This window comes from Paenibacillus sp. FSL H3-0286, from assembly GCF_045040705.1.
GTDB lineage: Bacteria > Bacillota > Bacilli > Paenibacillales > Paenibacillaceae > Paenibacillus_AQ > Paenibacillus_AQ odorifer.
Genome location: NZ_CP150285.1, coordinates 6,856,564 through 6,878,526, shown reverse-complemented (window position 1 = coordinate 6,878,526; position 21,963 = coordinate 6,856,564). Strand labels below are relative to the sequence as shown.

Sequence of the window (21,963 nt, the reverse complement as noted above, 5' to 3'; positions counted from 1 at the left end):
GGGAGCGTATTTCATTTATGAAACAACCCGATTCCAGTCTGCAAGCGAATGACAATGTAACTCAAGCCAAAAATTCTTTGGGCAAGCTTCATTTCTCTGTCTCTCAGGCACTTAGTCATCCAACAGAACAGACTTTGGCACAGGCTGAGAACCGCCTGGCACATACTGAGCAGGCGATTCAGCAAGCTCAGGACTGGCTAGGTCCTCAAGGTGTGGAGTTGGCTGAAGAACTGTTGACCGAGGATAAGAGCAGACTTGCCTCATTGAATAAGCAAGGGAAACGTTCAGAGCGCTAAATGTTCCTGCCACAACCTGTGAAGCTCCAAGCTTCACGGGTTGTTCTTATGCGCTTTTCCCTGAAAGATGTGGCATAGGAAGAGGGATGTTATACTGGATTGAGAGTTTAAGCAAGGGTTTAGATGGGGGATAAGGGATATGAATGGCAAGCACATCGAAGAATTAACCCGGCAGGCGGAAGCTTTCATTCGACAATGTTACGCTGAACTAGATAAGTCTGAAGCCGAGACGGATCATCGCATTCTAGCCGTACATGAGGAAATTAACCAATCAGGCAGTTACACACATACAACGGAAGAATTAGCGCATGGTGCAAGAATGGCCTGGCGCCACAATAGCCGCTGCATTGGGCGTCTTTTTTGGCAATCCATTGAGCTAATCGATGAACGCCAAGCAGAGACTGAGGAACAAGTTGCTGAAGCGTTGCTGCGACATCTGGAAAAGGCGAACAACGGAGGACGTATTCGTTCACTCATCACGGTCTTCCGCAGCGGAGAAGATCCGAATCAGCGGATTCGGATCTGGAACCACCAATTGATTCGTTATGCCGGGTATCCTGGCGATGAAGAACACGGACGTGCAGGCGATCCGGCATCGGATGAATTCACAAAAATGTGCCAGCAACTAGGTTGGCAAGGAACGGGTGGCGATTATGATGTATTGCCGTTAGTGATCAGTATTGGCAACGGGCATCCTTACGTTTTCCCTATTCCTGATCACCTCATTCAGGAGGTACCGTTAACACATCCTGAAATTGAACGTTTTGCTGAGCTTCAGCTCCGTTGGTATTCTGTACCCATTATCGCGGACATGCAGTTGGAAATTGGCGGTATTCTGTACACGGCTGCTCCTTTTAACGGTTGGTACATGGAGACTGAAATCGGCTCGCGTAACTTGGGGGATACCGGACGATACAACACTTTGCCGGCTATAGCTGATGTGATGGGACTGGATCGCTCCACCAACACAACGCTTTGGAAGGATCGGGCGCTTCTTGAGCTGAATCGCGCAGTGCTGCATTCCTTCAAGCAAGCAGGTGTCAGCATCGTGGATCACCATACAGCAGCAGATCAATTTGTTCGATTCCAGCAACAGGAGAACGAGCAGGGGCGCCAAGTCTCAGGGCGCTGGTCCTGGCTGATTCCGCCTATGTCACCTTCGTCTACACCGATTTGGCATGATCGTAGGTTAAAAGAATATGATTTCAGCCCTCGTTTTCTTTATCAACAATCACCCGTCGCAACCTGCCCGTTTCACTAGCTAACGAAGGTAGTATATAGGTCGCAACTTGAATCTGGATAGAGGCATTTTCCTCGGAAATGTCTCTTTTTGTTTGACTATAGAAAAAGCGCCAAGTTCCCCTTCTAAGGAAACTGGCGCTTTTTAGGCTTTTAAATGATCCAGAAAAATTTGTTTAAGCAGCTCAAGCTGATCGTCGGAGTCTAGATCCGATTCCAGCAGGAGAATGTTTTTTTTCATCGTTAGTTTTCTGGAAAAGAGGGCAAAGCTATTCATGAGCGTAATTAAGGTCTCTTTTACGGGGAGACCCGCACGAATAGAGCCGTCTTCTACCCCATTTTGAATGATCCTGGAGTATTCATGCCAAATTTTGCGGTTGAGTGCATTGAAGCTCAGAACATCCTCAATAGGTTCACTTGAGTGTGAGGCGTAGCTTTCGAAATTGACCATAAAAATAATACTTAGATGATTTTGATCCTGAATAAAGAAATCAAATAATTTCTCGATTTGTTCAAGACAAGTAAGGGGCAAGTCAGCTACGTATTTAAAATGATCGAGCATAGGCTCCAGCATTCGGGTGGCTACAGCCACTACGAGTTTTTCTTTTCTGGGAAAATAGCGAAATAACGTCGCAATCCCGATATTGGCTTCGCTTGCGACATCTTGCATCGTCGACTTTTCGATTCCTTTTTGTGATAATACTCGTTCTGCGGATTCGAGGATCGTAATTAATCGTTGCTGCTTACCATCGGATCTTTCTTTTTCGTATCGTGTTTTAGGATTCATGAGGGCTAGACCCTTCCATTTTTTGATTGGGATTTTCAATTATTAGTATTATATCCACCGTTTATTGGATTAAGCAAGGAGTGGTTGTAGTTCTTTTGTAAAAATGATATGATGTATATCACAGTGATAGTGTGACTATCATCACTCAAATATTATATCACAATATGATTATAGAGGAGACCTAATTATGAATCGTCTAACTAATAAAGTAGCAATTATTACAGGTGCAGGCAGCGGCATGGGCCGTGAAGAAGCCCTTTTATTGTCCAAAGAAGGTGCTACAGTTGTAGCCACTGATATTAACGAGGCTGCCGTACAAGCAGTTGTGAAGGAAATTGAAGCAAATGGTGGTCAAGCAGCAGCTTATGCACATAATGTGGCTTCCGAAGAAGACTGGATCAAGGTTGTAGAAGATGTGATTAGCAAGTTCGGGAAAATCGACATTTTGGTAAACAATGCAGGGATCTCATTCCCGGTTCAATTGCTCGAATCCACTGTTGATCAATGGAACAAAGTAATGAACATCAACGTGAGCAGCGTATTCCTTGGCATGAAGCATGTTGTTCCTCAAATGAAGAATAATAAAGGTGGTTCCATCGTTAATATTTCATCCATCGCAGGTTTGACTGGCAGCAGCGGTGCTGGTGCTTATACAGCTTCAAAAGGTGCAGTTCGTATGCTTAGTAAAGCAGCGGCTGTAGACTTTGGTAAAGATAACATTCGTGTGAACTCTGTTCACCCAGGATTTATCGAAACCCCAATGAGTGCTGAATTTGTAAATAACGAAAAAATGCATAGCTTCTTTATGTCTCAGACTGCGCTGCCACGTGTTGGACGTGCTTCTGAAGTAGCTGAAGCTGTATTGTTCTTGGCTTCTGATGAAGCTTCTTACATTACAGGTGTTGAGCTGCCGGTTGATGGCGGAGTTGTAGCTAAATAATAATCTCTAATTAAGAAACATTAAGAAGCCGTCCCATACGTAGATTTTCTCTACGCGCGGGACGGCTTCTTTTGCTGTTTTAGGCCCATTTCTACTGAACATTAGCCTACACCCCTGCATACCATATAGCACTCGGATAGTAGGAGAAGGGTGTGGTGCAGAGATGGGCATCCAGTTAACAGCGCTCCATTATGTATATCTGGCATTTATCGTATTTATAATGGCACTTCTGATCAAGAGACGGGACACAACGATGATCTGTATTGCGGGCATCTTTGTACTTGGGTGGTTAGCCACGGAAACCGTCAGTGGTTCAGTCACAGGTGTATTCAACTCTTTTGTATATGCAACCAAGGAGCTAATGGGTACGATCATGATTATTTCGATCATAGTAGCCATGAGCCGGGTATTAACACGCACGGGGATTAACGAAATCATGGTTGCTCCACTTACCCGCTTTTTGCGCACACCGTTCATAGCCTTTTGGGGGATCGGTCTGATTATGATGGTCACCTCATGGTTCTTCTGGCCTTCACCCGCAGTGGCCTTGATCGGGGTTGTGCTGCTGCCGGTTGCCATTCGAGTGGGACTGCCGGCTCTTGGAGCGGCGATGGCAATGAATTTATTTGGCCACGGGATTGCGCTCTCAGGTGATTACATTATTCAAGGTGCACCTAAACTAACAGCAGATGCGGCCGGACTTCCGGTGACCAGTGTCATGGAGGCGAGTGTTCCGCTTGTAATTGTTATGGGCGTGGTGACTACGATAACGGCGTATTGGATGATGCGCAGAGATCAGAAGAAGGGAACTTGGCGAGACGGGCTTATTGCCGGGAAAAGTGCCGTGAGTGCGTTATCTGCAGAGAATGATACGGCAGAAGATCCAGCGGTGATTCATCCAGCATTGAAACAATGGCTGGCCATCGCCATTCCCATCCTGTTTTTAGCCGATGTAGCAGGCATGTTCCTGCTCGATTTGCAGGGTGGAGACGCAACTGCCTTAGTTGGTGGTACTGCGGTATTCATTCTGGTTGTAGTAACCTTGTTGGCACATCGTAATAAAGGATTGGAGCAAGTAACCTCTTATCTGATTGATGGACTTACGTTTGGCTTCAAAGTATTTGGTCCTGTGATACCGATTGCCGCTTTTTTCTATCTGGGGGATTCGGCGTTTGCTGAATTATTCGGCAAGGTGCTGCCCGCCGCATCTCAGGGGATTGTAAATGATCTAGGGGTCGCTCTAGCGCATAACGTTCCTCTGAACGGCGCAGTGGGTGCTGTGACCGCAACTATAACCGGAGCCATTACAGGCCTAGATGGTTCAGGGTTCTCGGGCATTTCACTTGCCGGGTCTATTGGGAAATTGTTTGCGGTGGCCACACATTCCGATGCGGCGACTTTAACTGCGCTGGGTCAGGTAGCTGCAATTTGGGTAGGTGGAGGCACGCTGATTCCGTGGGCATTGATTCCGGCCGCCGCTATTTGCGGAGTAAGCCCCTTTGAGCTGGCGAGACGGAATGTTAAGCCTGTACTCATTGGGCTGGTAGTCACGACGATTGTCGCCATGTTTCTGGTGTAGAGGCTGGATAACTATAGGAAACTAAAAAAAGGCTGCCGAGAAGATCTCGGGCAGCCTTTGGATGTCTTTAATGTATCCCTTTCATGAAATTCTGAATTTTGGAAGAGAATAGGAAGAGGATAAGCGCAAGGATAAGGGCCACTCCACCAATTACTCCAAAGTACATCATTTCGGTATCCGGGGTATAGAACTTCACAATCTGAGCATTAATTGCTTGGGCAGCGGCATTCGATAAGAACCACATACTCATCATTTGAGCGGTAAAAGCCGCCGGTGCCAGTTTGGTCGTTGCTGATAAGCCCACAGGGGACAAGCATAACTCCCCGATTACAATGATAAAATAGCTGAGTACCAGCCATAATGGATTCACAAGTGAATTAGCTCCACCGAAATAAGCAGGTACTAGAATCACCAGGAAGGATAAACCGGCAAACAATAAACCAAGCGAGAACTTTTGCGGAATCGAGGGTTGACGGTTACCGAGCTTTAACCACAACCAGGCAAATATAGGTGCAAGAGTGATAATAAACAGCGGGTTAAGCGATTGGAACCAAGCAGGAGAAATGTGTAAACCTGCAAAATCCAGTTGGGTCCGTTTATCAGCAAAACTAGCTAGAACTGTGGAAGTCTGCTCTTGAATCGCCCAGAACATAATCGATGCGATAAATAAAGGAATGTATGCGAGAATTCTTGACCGTTCAACGGCTGTTGTTTTGGGACTGCGGTACATCATAATGAAATACATCGTAGGAATAAGTAAGCCTAATACCCCTACTATTTTTATTAATGTTTCAAAGGTAAGCACTCCGGTAAGAATGCCGATCGTAATCAAAATCGCAAGTACAACTAATCCTACACCAATCCAAGTAAAGATCTTTTTCTTCTGATCTGCAGGAATAGGGTTGTGTACAATCGTACCGGCCAGACCCAGATTTTTTGTGCGAGTCATAATATAAACGACTAGTCCAATAAACATTCCGACTGCGGCAATCGAGAAACCAAGATGGAAATTATTCATGCCTACTGCGCCAACAATTAGTGGGGAGAGAAATCCTCCCAGGTTGATGCCCATATAAAAAATGCTGAAGGCAGCGTCACGGCGGTTATCCTGCTCGCTATAAATTTCGCCGACAATACTTGAAACATTGGGTTTCAGTAGACCCGTTCCGAGTACGATTAAAACCATCGAAGCAAAAAACAATGTGGTATTGCCTGGAATAGCCAGTAGTATATGCCCGAACATGATTAAAACGCCGCCGTAGAAAACAGCCCTCGAAGTCCCGAGGAGCCGATCCGCAAGCCAGCCTCCGATGATCCCTGACATATATACAAGCGATCCATAGATAGACATAATAGAAAGTGCCATATCTTCAGGTAATCCGAGACCGCCTTGGCTCACTTCATAATACATGTAGTAGACAAGGATAGCTCGCATGCCATAATAAGAGAAACGCTCCCAAAATTCTGTGAAGAAAAGGGTGAAAAGTCCCTTAGGATGTCCGAAGAAACCCTTTTGCGGGACGCTATCTACTATTTTTTGCCGGTCTGTTACTGCCATGAATCAAATCCTCCTAGATGACAAATATCTATATATCATGATGCAAACGCCTCTATTTTATTTATAATCCTCTACTGTCTAAGACCGCAACCCTTGGGCAGGAAGGTTTTGAATAATGCCATAATTTTTAGTGATATTTCCATTAGATCAATCGAACTTGCTTTTATTGTATTTATTTGACTGCGCCAGATTGAATGGTCTTACTTAGCGATTTATGATACTATTTACTCCTATATAGAAAGAGGACGTGAGCTAATGATCAACATAACGATTCCAAAAGCGGATGTTAGTATTACTAAACAAATTAACCCGCAGTTAAGCAATATTTACGGATTTACGGACTTTCACCTGATTCCGAGAGATTACGGCGGTATCTTTATGTTCTACAATGATCAGGATGAGTTGTTGTTTGTAGGTAAAGCGAGAAAGCTAAGACCAAGAATTAAAAAACATTTTGAAGACACCGTATCTGACATCAAGCAACATCGGGACGAGGTCACCAGAATTGATGTGTGTTTGATCGAAAGTCCAGTTCATAGAGAGATCTATGAAACCTATATCATTAATGAACTGAAATCTAAATACAACGTAGATAAAGTGATGTTTAGATAAAAGTAAGACCCAGGCACCGTCCACGTGATGGTGCTTTTTTGTGTTCTGAGAATAGTTGCGAATGAAATGGAAGTAAAGGTGCACAATATACAAGATATTCAAATCCATCACTGTTCACAAGGAGATAGGTCATATTGAAAAATAAGTATTTGATGTTGAAGCTAACCTTATTGTGTATGTTTCTGGTTGTAAGTGTTACACCTACAATTGCCGATGCTGCAGCAGCTAAAGAGAAAAAGAGCTCCCACAAGCAATGCTTAACCCCCTCCGTAATTGAGCTTAAGGATAATCTTAGGAAGTTATGGATCGATCATGTGGTATGGACAAAGAACTACATTGTTAGCGCCTTTGCAGATTCTGAGGACAAGGATGAGGTACTGGCAAGGCTGTTACAGAATCAGCAGGACATAGGGGATGTCTTTAAACCGTATTACGGTGAGGCAGTTGGAGATAAGCTGGCTCAATTATTGCGGGAGCATATTCTTATTGCCGGAAAAGTTCTAGGTGCTGTAAAGGCTGGAAATCAGGCCGATGTGGAAAAATACAATAAAGAGTGGTATGCCAACGCTGATGACATTGCCAAGTTTCTTAGTAGCCAGAACCCCAAATATTCTTATGAACAATTAAAGGAAATGCTTCATGAACATCTGGAATTGATTACTGATGACGTGACAGCTAGAGTTAAAAAGGATTGGGATGCCGAAATTGCCGCATTTGATAAAGGGCTGGAACATATGATCATGTTCGCAGATATCTTAACCGAGGGATTGATCAAACAATTTCCCGATAAATTCAATTGAAATCAAAGCACCCGAAGGGGTGCTTTTTTTATTTTGCAGAAGAGAATAGGTCTTTAGGTGCATTTCAGAAAGTTAGATATAAAGGCTCACTTACATACAAGATAAGTAAACTATAATAGACTCGTGGGCACTCGACATTTTTTGACATTTTTTTATAATTGAGGTGATAAAATCGATGATTTCCCCCTTTTTTAAAAAGAAAGATTCAGTGGATAAGCAATCCAAGTCGGATATGGTTCAAAAGGTACAATTATTAGATGAACAGGTCGAAGAAATAGAAGAAAAGACCTCGGACGAGACTTTAGCTGGATTGGTTACTACAGGCAAAGCTCAGCTTGATAAAAAATCACTCGATTTGATCTTCTCCGTGGAGCAGATTATTCAGGCCAGACAACATGCGGAGACCAATATTAATGAGCTTCAGGATCGGTTAACCCATTCCAGCAGTCATGTGGAGCGCTTAAACCGGGATATGAAGAACCTCAATAAGGTTATTGAGGAAAGAGAAAAGAATGTCCGCGAGCTTGAGCATAAGTTGATTGAGAGAAATTTGAAGGTCGATCAAGTGCTGGAGGATTACCGGGAGCTTCAAACTACGCTCACAGCTGAGATTGAGGAATTGAAGAGTACCATTGAGCTGGAGCAGCAAAAATATGTAAATCTGATTCAAAAACATAACGAAGCCCATGCAGAGAAACTCAAAAAGATGAATGATCTGGAAGAGAAAATCGGACGGGTTGAGATTGAGAATGCACATCTAAAACAAAAGTACGATACGATTCGCCAAGAAAAGGCGTATCTCTCGGGTATGATCAGCGATTTCACCAATCGGATGACGGTTCCTTTTGGGAGTGGCAGTAGTCTGACGGATCGAAACGATGGAAACGGAGATACATAGGATTCATGGCATCTAAGGAACCGGACACCATTCTAATGATTGAGTTACTGTCGCTTGAGCATGAACAGGCCGGTTATCAGATTGAGGTAGGTCTAACCCGTAATGTTGGGTACGCAAGAAGCAAGCTCACCATAGATGAATTTACATACGAACAATTGAAGGCGCTAGGTCCCTTTTCCGGAGGGAGAATGAGATTGTCGCTGTATCCGAAGTGGGATCCGTTTCGGAATAGTTACTACAGCACGCTGATTATAATGAACAGAGCTTACAGCGAAACATTGTATTTTGCCTGTTCTGAAAATTATGTAACCCAACTTCTTCAATTAAAGCAGCAGGACTATCCTCAAGTAGAAGAGGAGAGGGTAGTTCAGACCATGCTTCCCTCTACAGAACCAGGGCATAGGATAAGCAGAAAGAAGACCAAACGAATTGGACTGGTTGCACTGCTGTGTCTCATGTTCGCTTGTTTGATATTTGTGTTACCTCTGCGAATGGATGGACAACTCGTAGATAGTGCTGAAGCGCTGGAGGAACCCGTATTAGGGGCCGACTCTGAGCCATTACTTTCGGTACCGTTCGTTACCCTAGCGCAGACGATATCGGTTCATAACCAGCAAGCTGAGCCTACACCAGAACCTTCAGTCCCTCCTCAAGAACAGACATTACCGTACGAAAAGTATGAATTACCCGAGAATGAATTTTTGTATAGTTTGCCGAAGGGTTATGTTGCCTTGTCATTTGATGATGGACCGTCAAAGTATACGAAAGAGATCGTAGATATTCTAGTAGAACATAAGGTGGCTGCCACCTTTTTATTCATTGGGAATAAGGTAGCTCATAATGCGGAAGCCGTTAGGTATGCTAATGAGCATAAGATGTCGGTTGGGAGTCATTCGTGGGATCATAGCAAAATGACTGCTAATGGCGTTGAGGAGAACCGGATTAACTTGGCGAAGACTAATCAGGCGCTGGAGCAAATTACACAATCACCGATTACTATTTTTCGGCCGCCATATGGGGCGATCAATGACAAGTTAACCGCCAAGGTGACGGAACAGCAGATGAAGGTATTATTGTGGAATCGTGATCCCGAGGATTGGAACGTCAAGAACCCAGAGGATATTCTTCAATATGTTCATCATGCCGATCCGTCCGGCGGAGTCTATCTATTTCACGAAAAGAAGATTACTGTAGAAGCTTTGCCCGCTATCATTAAGTATTTCCAAGAGAAAAACCTGAAATTTGTTGTTTTTAAATAGAATCAGAGAATCCATGTTATTGCAGAATAAAAGTGGCTGTTACAGGGTTGTGATCACTGTGTTCGAAGGATAACTCATGACCCTGTACGCCGCTTATGCTGACGTTTGGTGAGACTAGAAAGCCATCAATCACTGCGCGGAAATTCACACCTTCTGAATAGGCAACATCGAGCGTCCGGACGGAGGGTACCTTGGCATCTACAGCCCACTGAAAGCCCTGTTGAAAATGTTCAGGGAATTCTTGCAGCCATTGCGGCCAATCCTGCGTTGTCTCGAAAGCATCAGGAGCTGTACCCGGAAGGGAATGGTTCCAATCTCCCCCTAAGATGAGGTAATTCCCTTTGTCATTCTCCTTCTTGATATAAGCCGATAAATACTCCAATTGCTGTTTGCGAATCGTTCCGCCTTGGTCAAAGGCTGATAAATGAAGATTGACTAGAATCAGTTCTTTTCCATTATCAACGGGGAACCTGCTCTCCACAAAAGCACGGTCGAGATCAAATTGTTGGCGAGGCCAGGTTTCTTTGCCCGGGAGATCATATCTAATATTACTTGTGCTGTTAAAACGGGATAAAGTTAATAAACCGCTGTTCACCGAGCCCATCGGATCAAGAACAGGAAGCGGTACCCAAGGTACCTTGTAGTTGGTCGCGAAAACATTGCTGTAATCAGCGAATTTATTCGACAAGTAAGAGACTTCATCTATACCGTTGCTACGGGAAGAATCGATGTCGACCTCCTGCAGCATGAACAGGTCCGAGTCTGTAACTGTCATAAGGGACGCTACGGCCTCAAGGTTTATCTTCGTTTGTTCCCTACTGCTTGAGCGTGACTTTGTTCCGCCATCCATAAAGAAATCTTGGCCTTTATCCAACCCGGCGTAGCCAATATTAAAGGTAGTTACAGAAAAGGACTCTCCCTGCTTCATTACTTGCTGCGGATTATTGTTTACAGTAAGTGTAGTAATCTCCTGTGGTTTATAGTCAGTGAGAGTAATATACACTAAAAAACCGCCAAGGATTAGAACGGCAGCTAGAAGGGTGAGGCTGATTGCTTTTATTCTTGTTGAACCCATATGATTCCATCGCTCCTTAGATACATGTTCATAGAACAGACTTTAATGGTGTAAACTTCGACACAACCCAATAACTCCCCTTGTTTTAATAAAAAAAATTTGAGACAATGAGTAGTGATGGTCTGAACTTTAACGTTTTGAAAAGAGGATAACGAATGAATATAGAATCCATTTATGGATTAACTTTTGATCAACTGGCGGCATGGCTGTTAGAACGTGGACATAAAAAGTTTCGGGCTACGCAGGTCTGGGATTGGCTTTATCGGAAGCGGATTACAGACTTTTCGGAAATGCTCGATGTAAATAAAGATTGTGTAGAATTATTAGAGCAGAATTTTGTCATTCATACCTTGGAAGAACATGTGAAGCAGGAATCTGCGGATGGAACGATTAAGTTCCTGTTCCGTCTAAAGGATGGCAACCTGATCGAGACCGTGCTTATGAGACAGAAATACGGCTTGTCTGTATGTGTAACCACGCAAGTGGGCTGCAATATCGGCTGCAGCTTCTGTGCAAGTGGGCTATTGGCGAAGAGCCGGGATCTCTCCAGCGGAGAGATTGTGGAGCAGATTATGAAGGTCCAGCAGCATCTGGATACGGCGAACCTGGATCAAAAGGTCAGTCACGTCGTAGTGATGGGCATTGGCGAGCCATTCGATAACTTCAAGAACCTGCTCGATTTCCTGGCGATTGTCAAAGATCACAAGGGACTAGCAATTGCGGGTAGAGGGATTACCGTATCAACGAGCGGATTGGCTAACAAAATCGTTGAATTTGCGGATGCGAATACGCAGGTGAACCTGGCGGTTTCTTTGCATGCCCCTAATAATGAACTGCGGACGCAGATCATGAAGATTAACAAGGCCATTCCAATAGAGAAGCTAATGGAGTCTATAGATTATTATTTGGAGAAAACCAAGCGGAGAATTACGCTGGAATACATTCTGATGAAGGATGTAAACGACGGCAGAGAGCATGCGCTTGAACTGGCCGAGCTGATTGGCGATCGACGCCCACTCGTCAATGTGAATTTGATTCCTTATAACCCGGTGGATGAACACAGCCAATATCAAAGAAGCGAGCGGGAGACGGTGCGGGCCTTTTTTGATACCTTGAAGAAGCAGGGTGTCAGCGTAAGCACTCGTCTGGAGCATGGTGTGGATATTGATGCTGCCTGCGGACAGCTGCGAAGCAAACAAATCAAGAAATCCAAAGCCATGGCTTGACGGACTACCTCGACAACAATATGTTACTTTTTGTGATACAATGACGTGGCAGGTATTAGGAAAAGAGGTTGATTGAGTTATGTTGACATTTACGGGCTACAATGTGGAGAATGTAAAAGATCCTTTCGGTATACTAACCGGTAAACGGTATGAATTTGTCGTTCAACTGGACGTTCCAGAGGATGATGAGCTGTATGTAGAGAACGGAGTATCCGCTAGAGCGATTATTAAGGTGGATGAAGATCAAGTCAGCATCGTAAGTTATGATCTACAGGAGACAACTTCAGGTCAACTGCTCGATTTCGATATGGAAGAGGACGAGGAAGAAGCGTTACTCCTTTTTTGTAAAGAGCATTTGCCAGAATAATTAAGCAGCATTGACCTCCTTGCCCAATGTTCCATTGTGGCAGGGATTTTTTTAAAATATAAGCATTTATATGTTTTGTACTTTAAAGTATCTTTATATTTCTACGAGAAATGGTTGTCGTCCTTTAAGGACGACAATGTTGTTTCTTCTTGTAAGATCTTTCGCAAGTTTGGGATATATCGGTTAAAATATTATAAAGCATCCAAAATAGGAGTTGTATACATGTCTAATGAAGAAGTGTTCTTGACCAAAGAAGGGTTGGCTCAATTAGAGGAAGAGCTGAAGGAATTGAAAGGCGCAGGGCGTAAGGAATTGGCCGCACGGCTTAAATTGGCGATCAGCTATGGAGACTTGAAGGAAAATAGTGAGTACCATTCGGCCAAGGACGATCAATCGTTCATGGAGACTCGTATTATGATTCTGGAGAAAATGTTGACCAAAGCCAAGATCGTGGATGAGAGCCAAATGGATCTGTCAAAGGTTAGTATGGGTTGTATTGTTATTCTGAATGACATCGAATATTCGGAGAAGATCGAATATAGAATTGTTGGAGCTGCTGAGGCAGATGTTCTTAATAACAAGATTTCCTATGAAAGCCCGCTAGGCAAGGAATTGCTGGGTAAAAAGGTCGGCGATATTGTTAGTGTAAATGCACCGATGGGCATCATTAAATATGAGTTGCTTGAGATCAAAATGATGTAACAATATACCGAAAATCTCCCAACCCTTTGTAAGGGTTGGGAGCTTTTTTGCTGGTATGATAGGTTTTGGCTATGAGGTATATTGATTTCATATCTTAGACGTTCTGTGCTGTTGCGCTTATAGTTTGAAGTAACCTACAGCAGAGGAGTTCTATTCATGATCCAAAGTGTGTTATCGACGTTATACCAAGTCATCGTACCTTTGTCCATTCCTGTGATCGTGGGTGCGCTACTTGGGCGGTTTAAGAATCTGGATACGAAGCCGTTATTGACGCTTTATCTATACTTTTTAACGCCGGCAATTATTTTAAATACATTGGCTACTGCCGAGATATCCATGAATGATATTTATAAGACGCTCGCCTTTTCGCTTCTAAATCTAATCTTCTTATGGGCGATTGCGAATATAGTCGGCAAATTATTGAAGCTAGATCCATCCGAAGTATCCGGTCTGACCTTGATTTCAACGTTTACGAATAGCGTGAATTATGGACTTCCGCTGGTGTTGCTAGCTTTCGGACAGCTTGGTCTCGATAAGGCCTCTGTATATGTGATCGGACAAATGATTATCGTGAATACGATAGGCGTTTATTTTGCAGCAAGATCTCAGTTCTCGGTAAAAAATGCAGTAAAATCGGTCTTTTCACTTCCTGCCATTTACGCAGCTCTGTTGGCCCTTCTTCTCCGTATCTTTGGCCTGCATTTGCCTGCAGAGGTGGCTACAGGGGTTGCCTTGGTAGCTGGAGGATATTCACCGGTGGTACTGGCGATCCTTGGCGCACAGATGGTTAAAGTGAGAAACATGCCATCCGCACGCAAGGGTCAGTCTACTTTTTGGACTGGGCTGTCGATTCGATTAATCTTAGCGCCGCTAGTGGCTTACCTCGGATTATCGATCCTGCAAATTACCGGAACCTTGTTCTCTGTGCTGCTGATTTTGGCTTCTATGCCAGTTGCCGTCAACGCCGTCGTGCTAGCCGAGCGTTTTAATGCCTCACCGGAGCTGGTATCCAAATGTATTTTGTGGACGACGCTTGCTTCGTTTCTCGTGTTGCCGGTGCTTATAGTGTTAGTGCAAGGTGCGTAATCCCTTAGAAATCAAAATGATCTGGGTCTGGACCTACCCGCTGATCTTGGTTGAGAGAGTTAATTAGAGTCATATCCTCGTCAGATAATTTGAAATCAAACACGTCTACATTTTCGATGATCCGGTGTTCTTTAGTAGACTTAGGAATGGTGATAATCCCACGTTGCAGGTCCCAACGGACAATAACCTGAGCGACGGATTTGTCATGTTTGGCGGCAATTTGTTTCAGTACAGGCTGATCGAACAATTGACCTTGCATTAACGGAGACCAAGCTTCTAATTGGATTCCTTGCTCTTTGCAGAAGTCGAGCAGCTCTTGCTGATTCAAATAAGGATGTAATTCAACTTGATTGACCATCGGCTTAATCTCAGCATCCTTCAGTACATCTTCAAGATGGTGAATCTGGAAGTTGCTGACCCCAATGGCTTTTACCCGGCCCTCTTTATACAACGTTTCAAGCGCTCTCCAAGACTCTTTATATTTTCCTTTTACAGGCCAGTGAATAAGGTACAGATCCAGGTATTCAAGTCCGAGTTTAGCTAAGCTAGTCTCGTAGGCGGCAATGGTTTCTTCGTAGCCCATATCTGCGGTCCAGACCTTTGAGGTTACGAAAAGCTCTTCTCTGGACAAGCTGTTCTCTTGCAGAGCCTCTTGGATGGCTTGTCCCACGCCTGTTTCATTCTCATAAATTGCGGCAGTGTCAATGCTGCGGTAACCGTGTCTAATAGCGGATTTGATCGCTTGTATCAGTTCTGCGCCTTCTTCCACTTTAAATACGCCAAGCCCTAGCCAAGGCATATTTACACCGTTGTGTAATGTAGTTGTATCCTGTAGATGTTGAGCCATAATAAAGTAACCTCCTAAGATATTTAAAAGTTTGTTTGGGTTGTTAATGGACTGCTCTTTAAGCAGCTTTAGTCTGGAGAGGAGCCTCATCTTTCTTCTCCAGAGCACGGCTCCATGCCGTTAGTAATACAGCGGACAGAACCATGATGGCACCTACCCAAGTGGTATGAATCAGTCCCATATGATCTGTGACGATGCCGCCAAGGTACGCACCAATGGCAATACCAGCGTTAAAAGCAGCAATATTTAATGCAGAAGCTACATCTCGTGCACTTGGCGCATATCGATCTGCAAGCGTAACGACATGTACTTGCAAGCCGGGCACGTTCATGAAAGCTAACAGTCCCATAAAGAAGATCGTAATCAGTGCGGCAACCTTATAAGGTGCGGTAAAAGCTAAGACAAATAAGACGACAGCTTGGACTGCGAACATATAGAATAGAGCATTCATCGGTTTGCGGTTGGCGGCTTTACCTCCAATCACGTTCCCGATGGCAATCGCAATGCCGTATACAAGCAAGATTACAGCGACTGTATTCTCTTTGAAGCCGCTGATCTCATGCAGAAGGGGTGATAAATAAGTAAAGACTACAAATGTGCCCCCATAGCCCAAAGCCGTAATTGCGAAGGCAAGCAGTAAACGCCCATTGGTGACCAGCTTAACTTGCTCACGAAGGGGTGTATGGGTGCCATTGCGCAGCCCGGATGAAGGAACAAGGATCAGATTGCCGATGAGTGCTATAAGCCCGATAGCAATAATAGCAACAAATGCAGCACGCCAGCCGAGTTGTTGGCCAAGGAACGTACCTAGCGGAACGCCAGTAACAGTAGCTACTGTAAGTCCAGTGAACATGATGGCAATGGCACTGGCCTTACGATCCTCAGGCACGAGATCGGCGGCAATAGTCGAAGCAATCGACATGAACAAGCCATGGGCCAGAGCGGAAATTACTCTCGCGATTAACAGCAATGTAATTCCGTCCGCAGCCGCCGCAAGACTATTGCCGATAATAAAGACGATCATAATGCTTAGCAGTAAGGTTTTGCGCGATATCGACGTGGTTAGCGACGTTAAGATGGGTGCGCCAAAAGTTACTCCTAAAGCGTATAAAGTAACGGTCAACCCGGCTGTGGTTACCGGTATATGCAGATCCGTGGCGATTAGAGGCAGCAGCCCCACACTGATAAACTCAGTGGTACCAATCGCAAAGGCACTAATGGCTAGAGCTAAGAGCGCCAAGGTGCTTCTTTTTTTATCTAAGGACATTTCTTTCACTCCTACGCTGTGTTAATCACCGGCCGGTAAGTGCTATTATGAAGAGATCTGTCCATTAAGTATAGTACGTACTTTAAAGTGCTATAGGTACTAAAAAGTACCTATAGCGCAACTCGCCAAACCGCAAAAAGCATGGGCACCCTGATCTCGTCAGGTTTGCCCATGCTTTTTGCTATGCTTGTTATATAGTCCCAATAGGGTTAACGAGACCGTTGTTTAAGGTGGCGCCGTTTAGTTGTGCCTTTGTTAGTGGCGTGCCCACCCGATCCTCCACCAACCGCCTGCTGCTGTCTTGTTCCTGGGCTTTCAATAGCGGAGTTTGTTCCACCGGTGCTGAACGTTCCGCCTCCGCTTGCTACCTGAGTTGCGGAGGCATTCTGGCTCCGTTTAGGCAGTTTAACCGTCTGGGTATTGATAACGACCACAACTTCTTTGCGATACGGATATAATAAGAGGGGCTTAGCTTTGCCGCGTTTGTAGCCCCCGCTGCCTAGGTTAGTCGCATCACCGCCTGCGCCGATACTTTGTTGTTGGCGTGTATAGGGAGAAGCAATGGCGGCATTATTGCCGCTTGCGCTGCTGCGCCCTGCACCGCTTGCAATTTGTGTAGTGTTGGGGGCGTTCGTATATTGATTGTTGATGACAAAGACTAATCTGTCCACTCCGTGGAGGGGGGTCCTTGTAATTATGCGCCGTTTTCCTTTTTGAATAATGACAACGATCCGGTCTCTTTTATAGGCCACCCATATTCACTCTCCCATACTTTGACTTCATTAACATTAATGCAGATGGGGGGAATAAGTGATGAATACGGGCGATCTACCTCGAAAAACAATCATTTGCCTAAGTTAGCTGCCTACTAAACGGTTTATTTATTCAAAGCTATATTTGATCCCCCATTGTTCCCGGACATTGCTCATAATGTCCATGACATCCAAGGAGAGGTTGAGGGTCTCTTTATGGCTTTTATCTGCAATATACCGCTGCATATCTTCAATCTCGTATTGCAAAGCTTTGGCTGTATCTCCAGCTTCAATCGTCTCTACTGTGCCATCCAAATATTGAATGGTGGCTTTGCTGGCCCGCGGGAAATTGTCTACGGTAATAAATCCGAGCTCTCCTGCAACCACCCCCCGTTTAGGCATTTTGGAGCGCATTGTAAGGGAGATTACCGCCATTTCATCTGCCGCATTGTTAAGAATAATACCGGATTGCTCGTCCACTCCTGTCTCGAATTGTTTTACCGTAGTAAGAATCTCATGGGGCTGTTTGGACAGGAAGAATCTTGTGAAGGACAGCGCATATGTCCCAATATCCAGCAGTGCTCCGCCCGCCAGATCTTTGCTGAAGAAACGGTTGTTCACATCATATTCTTTATGGCTGCCAAAGGAGACCTGCACCATTTTGAGGCGCCCGATGATGCCGTCATCAATGAGCTGCCGCAGTTTCTTATACAGTGGCATATGGTAGATGGTCATAGCTTCGGCCACAACCAGATCCTTTTCAGCGGCAAGTCGGGTGACTTCTTGAAGTTGTTTGCTGTTCACCGTGATTGCTTTTTCGCAGAGAACATGTTTGTTATTCTGTAAGCTTTCAATGATGTATTCATAATGATTGCTATGTGGCGTAGAGATGTACACTACATCAATTGCAGGATCTTGCAGCATTTCACTGTAACTGCCATAAGCTTTCGTGGCTCCATATTGATTAGCGAATTGTTGTGCTTTCTCCAAGCTTCGCGACCCAACCGCATACAACGTTCCTCCCGTTTCATTCAGCGCAGCCGCAAATTCGGCAGCTATACTTCCTGGACCGACAATTGCCCACTTTAAAGGGTTCATTTCCAGCACCTCACTTGTTTGATTTTTTGTTTTTATTTAGAGATACCTTGATTCCATCTGATCCATTCATCTTCATAAAAGTTTTGATATTAAGCACATTTGTGCAATATAATAATAAATGTGCAAAACAATCGTCTACAGTATAGCGGGGGGGTCTAAATCCGTCAAACTGTTGAATACGCGGGGGCGTTGTAACATGGATCGAAAAGAAGATAAGAAGCTGCTTATTAAAATAGCACAAATGTATTATGAACAGAATTTAACGCAGAGTGATATCTCCAGCCAACTTGGTATATATCGTACCACCATCAGCAGGATGCTAAAGAGGGTACGTGAAGAAGGGATCGTTACAATAACTATTAATTACGATACTGGCGATCATTTTACATTGGAGCAGGAGCTGAAGGAGCGGTTCGGGCTACGGGAAGCCATTGTTGTGGAGGTAGATCCTGCACAGTCCAGCACGATTAAACGCAAAGCTATAGGACAAGCCTGTGCGAGATGGCTCGAGCAAGTGCTTCTCCCGAAAGATACGATTGGATTTTCTTGGGGAAGCAGCTTAGCTGCCGTCGTAGAAAGCCTAACACAAGCCCAGAGACCTTTTGTAACCTGTGTACCTACGGTCGGCGGCCCATCAGGAAAGATGGAGAGCGGGTACCATGTAAATAACATCTGTTATCAAGCTGCTCTAAAATGGGGTGCGCGCTCGTTAATGATTGATGTTCCAGCGATCACGGAGCAAAAGGAAACTAGAGATCAACTGATGAATTCGCAGTATTATCAGACCATTGCCAAGGCGTGGGACCATCTGGATATCGCTGTGTTCGGCATCGGATCGCCGGCAACGAAAGGGGAAGAGGCGTGGCGCGGTTTTTATGGTGATGCAGTGATTGCTGAGCTGGAGAATGGAAAGGTCGCTGGTGATATCTGTTCACGATTCTATGATGGCAACGGGATTCCCGTGCATACCGGAATATCGGATCGAACACTGACCATTGAGCTGGAGCAAATTAAGCAAGCACGGTATTCGATTGGTGTAGCGGAGTCACTTGAGAAGGTAACGGGGATCCTTGGGGCACTAAATGGGGGTTATATGAATGTACTTGTAACGACCCAAGAAACAGCGCAGAAGATATTGGAGTAGCAACTACTAAATGTAAACAATTGAATTTCGTGAAAATAACCTGAAAATGGCATGCAAATTGCTTAAAATTTTGCTTGTAAGCACCAGACAGAGCGTGTAAGATATACAAGGTATTCATATTGAACATTTATAAAAATATAAGTTTCACATTATACATTATCCTTATATTTGCTTGTCAACTCATATAATCTTGGGAATATGGCCCATAAGTTTCTACCGGATAACCACTGTAATTATCCGACTATGAGTGAAATAGCGCATCTAGGGTTCCGCTTCCTGACTATGGAAGGACTGGACCGAGCGATGCGGACACTATGCAGTGTTACACCACTAAGGGACAAAAACCCAGAAGGACAAATTCACTTGAGAGAAACGACTCAAGGGATTTGTCCTTTTTTTGTTTTTAATTCAGAAGGAGAGATCAAGTTTACTATGAAGGTACTTCAAGAGCGCATCAGACAAGAGGGTCTTATTTTATCAGATACGGTACTAAAGGTAGATTCATTTCTGAATCATCAGGTGGATACGGAGCTTGCCTTACAAATTGGACAGGAGTTCAAGCGGTTGTTCGGACATTTGCCTATCACTAAAATCATCACTATTGAAGCGAGTGGCATTCAATTTGCCATGGCTACGGCCATCGCCTTAGGCGTACCGTTTGTATATGCGAAGAAGAAGAAAGCAGTGACCTTATCTGAAGCGGTCTATTCCGCGCCGGTACATTCTTTTACACGCAAAGAGGATTATATGGTTAGTGTCTCGCAAAAATATATCGGACCAAGTGATAAGGTGCTTATTGTAGATGACTTTTTGGCTACTGGTGCTGCTCTTGTTGGACTGGTTGATATCGTGAAAGAGGCTGGCGCTGAGCTCCTTGGCGTTGGTTGTGTGATTGAAAAATGTTTCCAAGAAGGCCGGAGTCTACTCGAGGATAGAGGGATAGAAGTCCATGCCTTAGCCCGGATCACATCTATGTCACCAGGTGAAATTCACTTCATTGATAATGAAAGTTCAAAAGAGCCAATCAAGGAGAGTGCGAGATGTTAAGCAAGAAAAAAGTATTTGCGTTAGGATTTCAGCATGTACTGGCGATGTATGCCGGAGCAGTTGTTGTTCCGCTGATCGTAGGGAACGCGTTGAACCTGAATGCCACCCAAATGGCCTATCTTATCGCAGCTGATTTGTTTACTTGCGGGTTAGCTACTTTGCTGCAGATTATGGGCACTAAGTATTTTGGCAGCAGGCTGCCGGTTATTCTTGGATGTACCTTTACGGCAGTAGGGCCGATTATCGCTATCGGCAGTGCCAACAATTTGGCGACGGTGTACGGAGCAATTATTTTATCTGGTTTATTCGTGGTACTGGCGGCCCCCCTTTATGGGAAGCTACTGAGGTTTTTCCCAACGATAGTAACGGGCTCAGTCGTGACCATTATTGGGTTATCTCTTATTCCTGTAGCTATGAATAGCGTAGCTGGCGGAGAAGGCAGCGCTGATTTTGGGAATCCCCGCAATTTGTTGCTTGCACTGATCACGCTGCTGGTCATTTTAGCGGTTAACCGTTTTACTACAGGATTTCTTCGCTCGGTCTCTGTCTTGATAGGTCTTTTAGTGGGTACAATTATTGCTTATGGAATGGGCATTGTTAGTTTCTCTACAGTAGGTGAAGCCTCTTGGGTAAGTGTTGCACAGCCTTTCTACTTCGGATGGCCTCAGTTCAATCTTACGGCTATTTTCACTATGATCATTGTTAATATTGTTAGTATGGTGGAGTCCACAGGTGTTTACTTTGCGATTGGTAAAGTGACGGATCAGAAAGTGGAACAAAAGCAGATCGTAAACGGGCTGCGTTCGGAAGGTTTGGCGATTATGCTGGGCGGGATCTTTAATGCATTTCCGTACACAGCATTTTCGCAAAATGTAGGTCTGGTCTCGCTGACTCGGGTCAAAACTCGGAATGTTATTTTTGCAGCCGGTGGGATTATGGTTGTGCTTGGACTACTGCCTAAATTGGCGGCTCTGACAACAGTTATTCCCAATGCCGTACTGGGTGGAGCGATGATCGTGATGTTCGGATCGGTTGCTGTTTCCGGGATGTCGATTCTGTCAGAGGTAGATCTGCGTAAGGATGGTAATCTGCTGATTGCCGCTTGTAGTATCGCTGTTGGTTTGGGTTCGGCAACTGTACCTGCAATGTTCGATCAATTGCCTGAATTCGCTCGGATGCTGCTGCAAAACGGTATCGTCTCCGGTTCCCTTACAGCGATTGTGCTGAATATCTTCCTCTCGAAGACAAAGGATAATGTTCTGGCAGAAGATCCTGCTGCCCCTGTTCTAACGAAAGAAACTCAAGTTTCTTAATACGTCTAATTCATGTTAAAAGACCAAGCTCTGGTGTGCTGAAACCTAAGCTTGGTCTTTTTCTCATGCTC

22 protein-coding genes and 1 riboswitch are annotated in these 21,963 nt (G+C 44.6%); of the genes, 15 read left to right on the top strand and 7 right to left on the bottom strand.

What is annotated here, in order from left to right; genetic code table 11:
* Window positions 1-17: 17 nt before the first annotated feature.
* The gene (locus tag MHB37_RS30655) at window positions 18-296 is read left to right on the top strand and encodes a hypothetical protein (protein ID WP_038573810.1); all 279 of its coding nucleotides are present in this window, start codon (window positions 18-20) and stop codon (window positions 294-296) included.
* 139 nt (window positions 297-435) lie between these two features.
* Entirely contained in the window at window positions 436-1,557 is a 1,122-nt protein-coding gene (locus MHB37_RS30650) for a nitric oxide synthase oxygenase (RefSeq protein ID WP_076191616.1), read from the top strand.
* Between the two features lie 123 nt (window positions 1,558-1,680).
* On the opposite strand, the gene MHB37_RS30645 is transcribed toward MHB37_RS30650, so the two are convergent.
* Window positions 1,681-2,322 (bottom strand): TetR/AcrR family transcriptional regulator, encoded by a 642-nt coding sequence (locus MHB37_RS30645; protein ID WP_076181870.1) that lies wholly within the window; start codon window positions 2,320-2,322, stop codon window positions 1,681-1,683.
* A gap of 187 nt (window positions 2,323-2,509) precedes the next feature.
* Here MHB37_RS30645 and MHB37_RS30640 point away from each other — a divergent pair, with 187 nt between their 5' ends.
* Window positions 2,510-3,262: an SDR family NAD(P)-dependent oxidoreductase gene (locus MHB37_RS30640; RefSeq protein WP_038573803.1), complete on the top strand. Its 753-nt coding sequence runs from the start codon at window positions 2,510-2,512 to the stop codon at window positions 3,260-3,262.
* Window positions 3,263-3,425: 163 nt separating this feature from the next.
* Window positions 3,426-4,841 (top strand): hypothetical protein, encoded by a 1,416-nt coding sequence (locus MHB37_RS30635; RefSeq protein WP_076132753.1) that lies wholly within the window; start codon window positions 3,426-3,428, stop codon window positions 4,839-4,841.
* Window positions 4,842-4,908: 67 nt separating this feature from the next.
* On the opposite strand, the gene MHB37_RS30630 is transcribed toward MHB37_RS30635, so the two are convergent.
* Entirely contained in the window at window positions 4,909-6,399 is a 1,491-nt protein-coding gene (locus tag MHB37_RS30630) for a peptide MFS transporter (RefSeq protein ID WP_076191619.1), read from the bottom strand.
* Between the two features lie 255 nt (window positions 6,400-6,654).
* Between MHB37_RS30630 and MHB37_RS30625 the strand changes: the two genes are divergently transcribed.
* From MHB37_RS30625 to MHB37_RS30610, 4 genes are all read left to right on the top strand, one after another.
* Window positions 6,655-7,011, top strand: coding sequence for a nucleotide excision repair endonuclease (locus MHB37_RS30625; protein WP_036682230.1), 357 nt, complete (start codon window positions 6,655-6,657; stop codon window positions 7,009-7,011).
* 134 nt (window positions 7,012-7,145) lie between these two features.
* Window positions 7,146-7,811: a glycosyltransferase gene (locus MHB37_RS30620; RefSeq protein WP_341143665.1), complete on the top strand. Its 666-nt coding sequence runs from the start codon at window positions 7,146-7,148 to the stop codon at window positions 7,809-7,811.
* A 175-nt stretch (window positions 7,812-7,986) separates the two neighbouring features.
* Entirely contained in the window at window positions 7,987-8,709 is a 723-nt protein-coding gene (locus MHB37_RS30615; RefSeq protein WP_076124118.1) for a hypothetical protein, read from the top strand.
* Between the two features lie 5 nt (window positions 8,710-8,714).
* The gene (locus MHB37_RS30610; RefSeq protein ID WP_076191622.1) at window positions 8,715-9,968 is read left to right on the top strand and encodes a polysaccharide deacetylase family protein; all 1,254 of its coding nucleotides are present in this window, start codon (window positions 8,715-8,717) and stop codon (window positions 9,966-9,968) included.
* 16 nt (window positions 9,969-9,984) lie between these two features.
* On the opposite strand, the gene MHB37_RS30605 is transcribed toward MHB37_RS30610, so the two are convergent.
* A complete protein-coding gene (locus MHB37_RS30605; RefSeq protein ID WP_076191625.1) occupies window positions 9,985-11,043 on the bottom strand; it encodes an endonuclease/exonuclease/phosphatase family protein in 1,059 nt (352 codons plus the stop codon).
* Between the two features lie 155 nt (window positions 11,044-11,198).
* On the opposite strand from MHB37_RS30605, the gene rlmN reads away from it, so the two are divergent.
* The 4 genes from rlmN (at window position 11,199) to MHB37_RS30585 (ending at window position 14,424) form a co-directional block, all read left to right on the top strand.
* A complete protein-coding gene (gene rlmN / locus MHB37_RS30600) occupies window positions 11,199-12,269 on the top strand; it encodes a 23S rRNA (adenine(2503)-C(2))-methyltransferase RlmN (protein ID WP_076181880.1) in 1,071 nt (356 codons plus the stop codon).
* A 79-nt stretch (window positions 12,270-12,348) separates the two neighbouring features.
* Entirely contained in the window at window positions 12,349-12,636 is a 288-nt protein-coding gene (locus MHB37_RS30595; RefSeq protein ID WP_036682221.1) for a DUF6509 family protein, read from the top strand.
* Between the two features lie 222 nt (window positions 12,637-12,858).
* Entirely contained in the window at window positions 12,859-13,338 is a 480-nt protein-coding gene (gene greA, locus MHB37_RS30590) for a transcription elongation factor GreA (RefSeq protein ID WP_036682220.1), read from the top strand.
* 156 nt (window positions 13,339-13,494) lie between these two features.
* Window positions 13,495-14,424 (top strand): AEC family transporter, encoded by a 930-nt coding sequence (locus tag MHB37_RS30585; protein ID WP_076222382.1) that lies wholly within the window; start codon window positions 13,495-13,497, stop codon window positions 14,422-14,424.
* Between the two features lie 4 nt (window positions 14,425-14,428).
* On the opposite strand, the gene MHB37_RS30580 is transcribed toward MHB37_RS30585, so the two are convergent.
* The 4 genes from MHB37_RS30580 to MHB37_RS30565 all read right to left on the bottom strand — a co-directional run bounded on the left by MHB37_RS30580 (window position 14,429) and on the right by MHB37_RS30565 (window position 18,388).
* Entirely contained in the window at window positions 14,429-15,271 is an 843-nt protein-coding gene (locus MHB37_RS30580; protein ID WP_076181884.1) for an aldo/keto reductase, read from the bottom strand.
* Window positions 15,272-15,329: 58 nt separating this feature from the next.
* On the bottom strand, window positions 15,330-16,538 hold the full coding sequence (locus MHB37_RS30575; protein WP_076191630.1) for an MFS transporter: 1,209 nt from the start codon (window positions 16,536-16,538) through the stop codon (window positions 15,330-15,332).
* A gap of 209 nt (window positions 16,539-16,747) precedes the next feature.
* Complete coding sequence (locus MHB37_RS30570) at window positions 16,748-17,290, bottom strand: hypothetical protein (protein WP_081387818.1); 543 nt, start codon at window positions 17,288-17,290, stop codon at window positions 16,748-16,750.
* A 129-nt stretch (window positions 17,291-17,419) separates the two neighbouring features.
* Window positions 17,420-18,388: a Gfo/Idh/MocA family protein gene (locus MHB37_RS30565; RefSeq protein WP_076191635.1), complete on the bottom strand. Its 969-nt coding sequence runs from the start codon at window positions 18,386-18,388 to the stop codon at window positions 17,420-17,422.
* 196 nt (window positions 18,389-18,584) lie between these two features.
* On the opposite strand from MHB37_RS30565, the gene MHB37_RS30560 reads away from it, so the two are divergent.
* From MHB37_RS30560 to MHB37_RS30550, 3 genes are all read left to right on the top strand, one after another.
* On the top strand, window positions 18,585-19,532 hold the full coding sequence (locus tag MHB37_RS30560) for a sugar-binding transcriptional regulator (protein ID WP_076191638.1): 948 nt from the start codon (window positions 18,585-18,587) through the stop codon (window positions 19,530-19,532).
* A 160-nt stretch (window positions 19,533-19,692) separates the two neighbouring features.
* Window positions 19,693-19,796, top strand: a riboswitch (purine riboswitch).
* A gap of 168 nt (window positions 19,797-19,964) precedes the next feature.
* The gene (locus MHB37_RS30555) at window positions 19,965-20,579 is read left to right on the top strand and encodes a xanthine phosphoribosyltransferase (RefSeq protein ID WP_076181891.1); all 615 of its coding nucleotides are present in this window, start codon (window positions 19,965-19,967) and stop codon (window positions 20,577-20,579) included.
* Window positions 20,573-21,892: a nucleobase:cation symporter-2 family protein gene (locus MHB37_RS30550; RefSeq protein ID WP_036682206.1), complete on the top strand. Its 1,320-nt coding sequence runs from the start codon at window positions 20,573-20,575 to the stop codon at window positions 21,890-21,892. The genes MHB37_RS30555 and MHB37_RS30550 overlap by 7 nt, the downstream gene beginning before the upstream one ends.
* The last annotated feature ends 71 nt before the right edge of the window (window positions 21,893-21,963 follow it).

Coding starts and splice junctions, on each gene's coding strand:
- MHB37_RS30555 (WP_076181891.1), top strand. CDS start 19,965: ATGAAGGTACTTCAAGAGCGCATCAGACAAGAGGGTCTTATTTTATCA.
- rlmN (WP_076181880.1), top strand. CDS start 11,199: ATGAATATAGAATCCATTTATGGATTAACTTTTGATCAACTGGCGGCA.
- MHB37_RS30640 (WP_038573803.1), top strand. CDS start 2,510: ATGAATCGTCTAACTAATAAAGTAGCAATTATTACAGGTGCAGGCAGC.
- MHB37_RS30650 (WP_076191616.1), top strand. CDS start 436: ATGAATGGCAAGCACATCGAAGAATTAACCCGGCAGGCGGAAGCTTTC.
- MHB37_RS30610 (WP_076191622.1), top strand. CDS start 8,715: ATGGCATCTAAGGAACCGGACACCATTCTAATGATTGAGTTACTGTCG.
- MHB37_RS30550 (WP_036682206.1), top strand. CDS start 20,573: ATGTTAAGCAAGAAAAAAGTATTTGCGTTAGGATTTCAGCATGTACTG.
- MHB37_RS30565 (WP_076191635.1), bottom strand. CDS start 18,388: ATGAACCCTTTAAAGTGGGCAATTGTCGGTCCAGGAAGTATAGCTGCC.
- MHB37_RS30645 (WP_076181870.1), bottom strand. CDS start 2,322: ATGAATCCTAAAACACGATACGAAAAAGAAAGATCCGATGGTAAGCAG.
- greA (WP_036682220.1), top strand. CDS start 12,859: ATGTCTAATGAAGAAGTGTTCTTGACCAAAGAAGGGTTGGCTCAATTA.
- MHB37_RS30615 (WP_076124118.1), top strand. CDS start 7,987: ATGATTTCCCCCTTTTTTAAAAAGAAAGATTCAGTGGATAAGCAATCC.
- MHB37_RS30575 (WP_076191630.1), bottom strand. CDS start 16,538: ATGTCCTTAGATAAAAAAAGAAGCACCTTGGCGCTCTTAGCTCTAGCC.
- MHB37_RS30595 (WP_036682221.1), top strand. CDS start 12,349: ATGTTGACATTTACGGGCTACAATGTGGAGAATGTAAAAGATCCTTTC.
- MHB37_RS30580 (WP_076181884.1), bottom strand. CDS start 15,271: ATGGCTCAACATCTACAGGATACAACTACATTACACAACGGTGTAAAT.
- MHB37_RS30635 (WP_076132753.1), top strand. CDS start 3,426: ATGGGCATCCAGTTAACAGCGCTCCATTATGTATATCTGGCATTTATC.
- MHB37_RS30585 (WP_076222382.1), top strand. CDS start 13,495: ATGATCCAAAGTGTGTTATCGACGTTATACCAAGTCATCGTACCTTTG.
- MHB37_RS30625 (WP_036682230.1), top strand. CDS start 6,655: ATGATCAACATAACGATTCCAAAAGCGGATGTTAGTATTACTAAACAA.
- MHB37_RS30605 (WP_076191625.1), bottom strand. CDS start 11,043: ATGGGTTCAACAAGAATAAAAGCAATCAGCCTCACCCTTCTAGCTGCC.
- MHB37_RS30560 (WP_076191638.1), top strand. CDS start 18,585: ATGGATCGAAAAGAAGATAAGAAGCTGCTTATTAAAATAGCACAAATG.
- MHB37_RS30630 (WP_076191619.1), bottom strand. CDS start 6,399: ATGGCAGTAACAGACCGGCAAAAAATAGTAGATAGCGTCCCGCAAAAG.
- MHB37_RS30655 (WP_038573810.1), top strand. CDS start 18: ATGAAACAACCCGATTCCAGTCTGCAAGCGAATGACAATGTAACTCAA.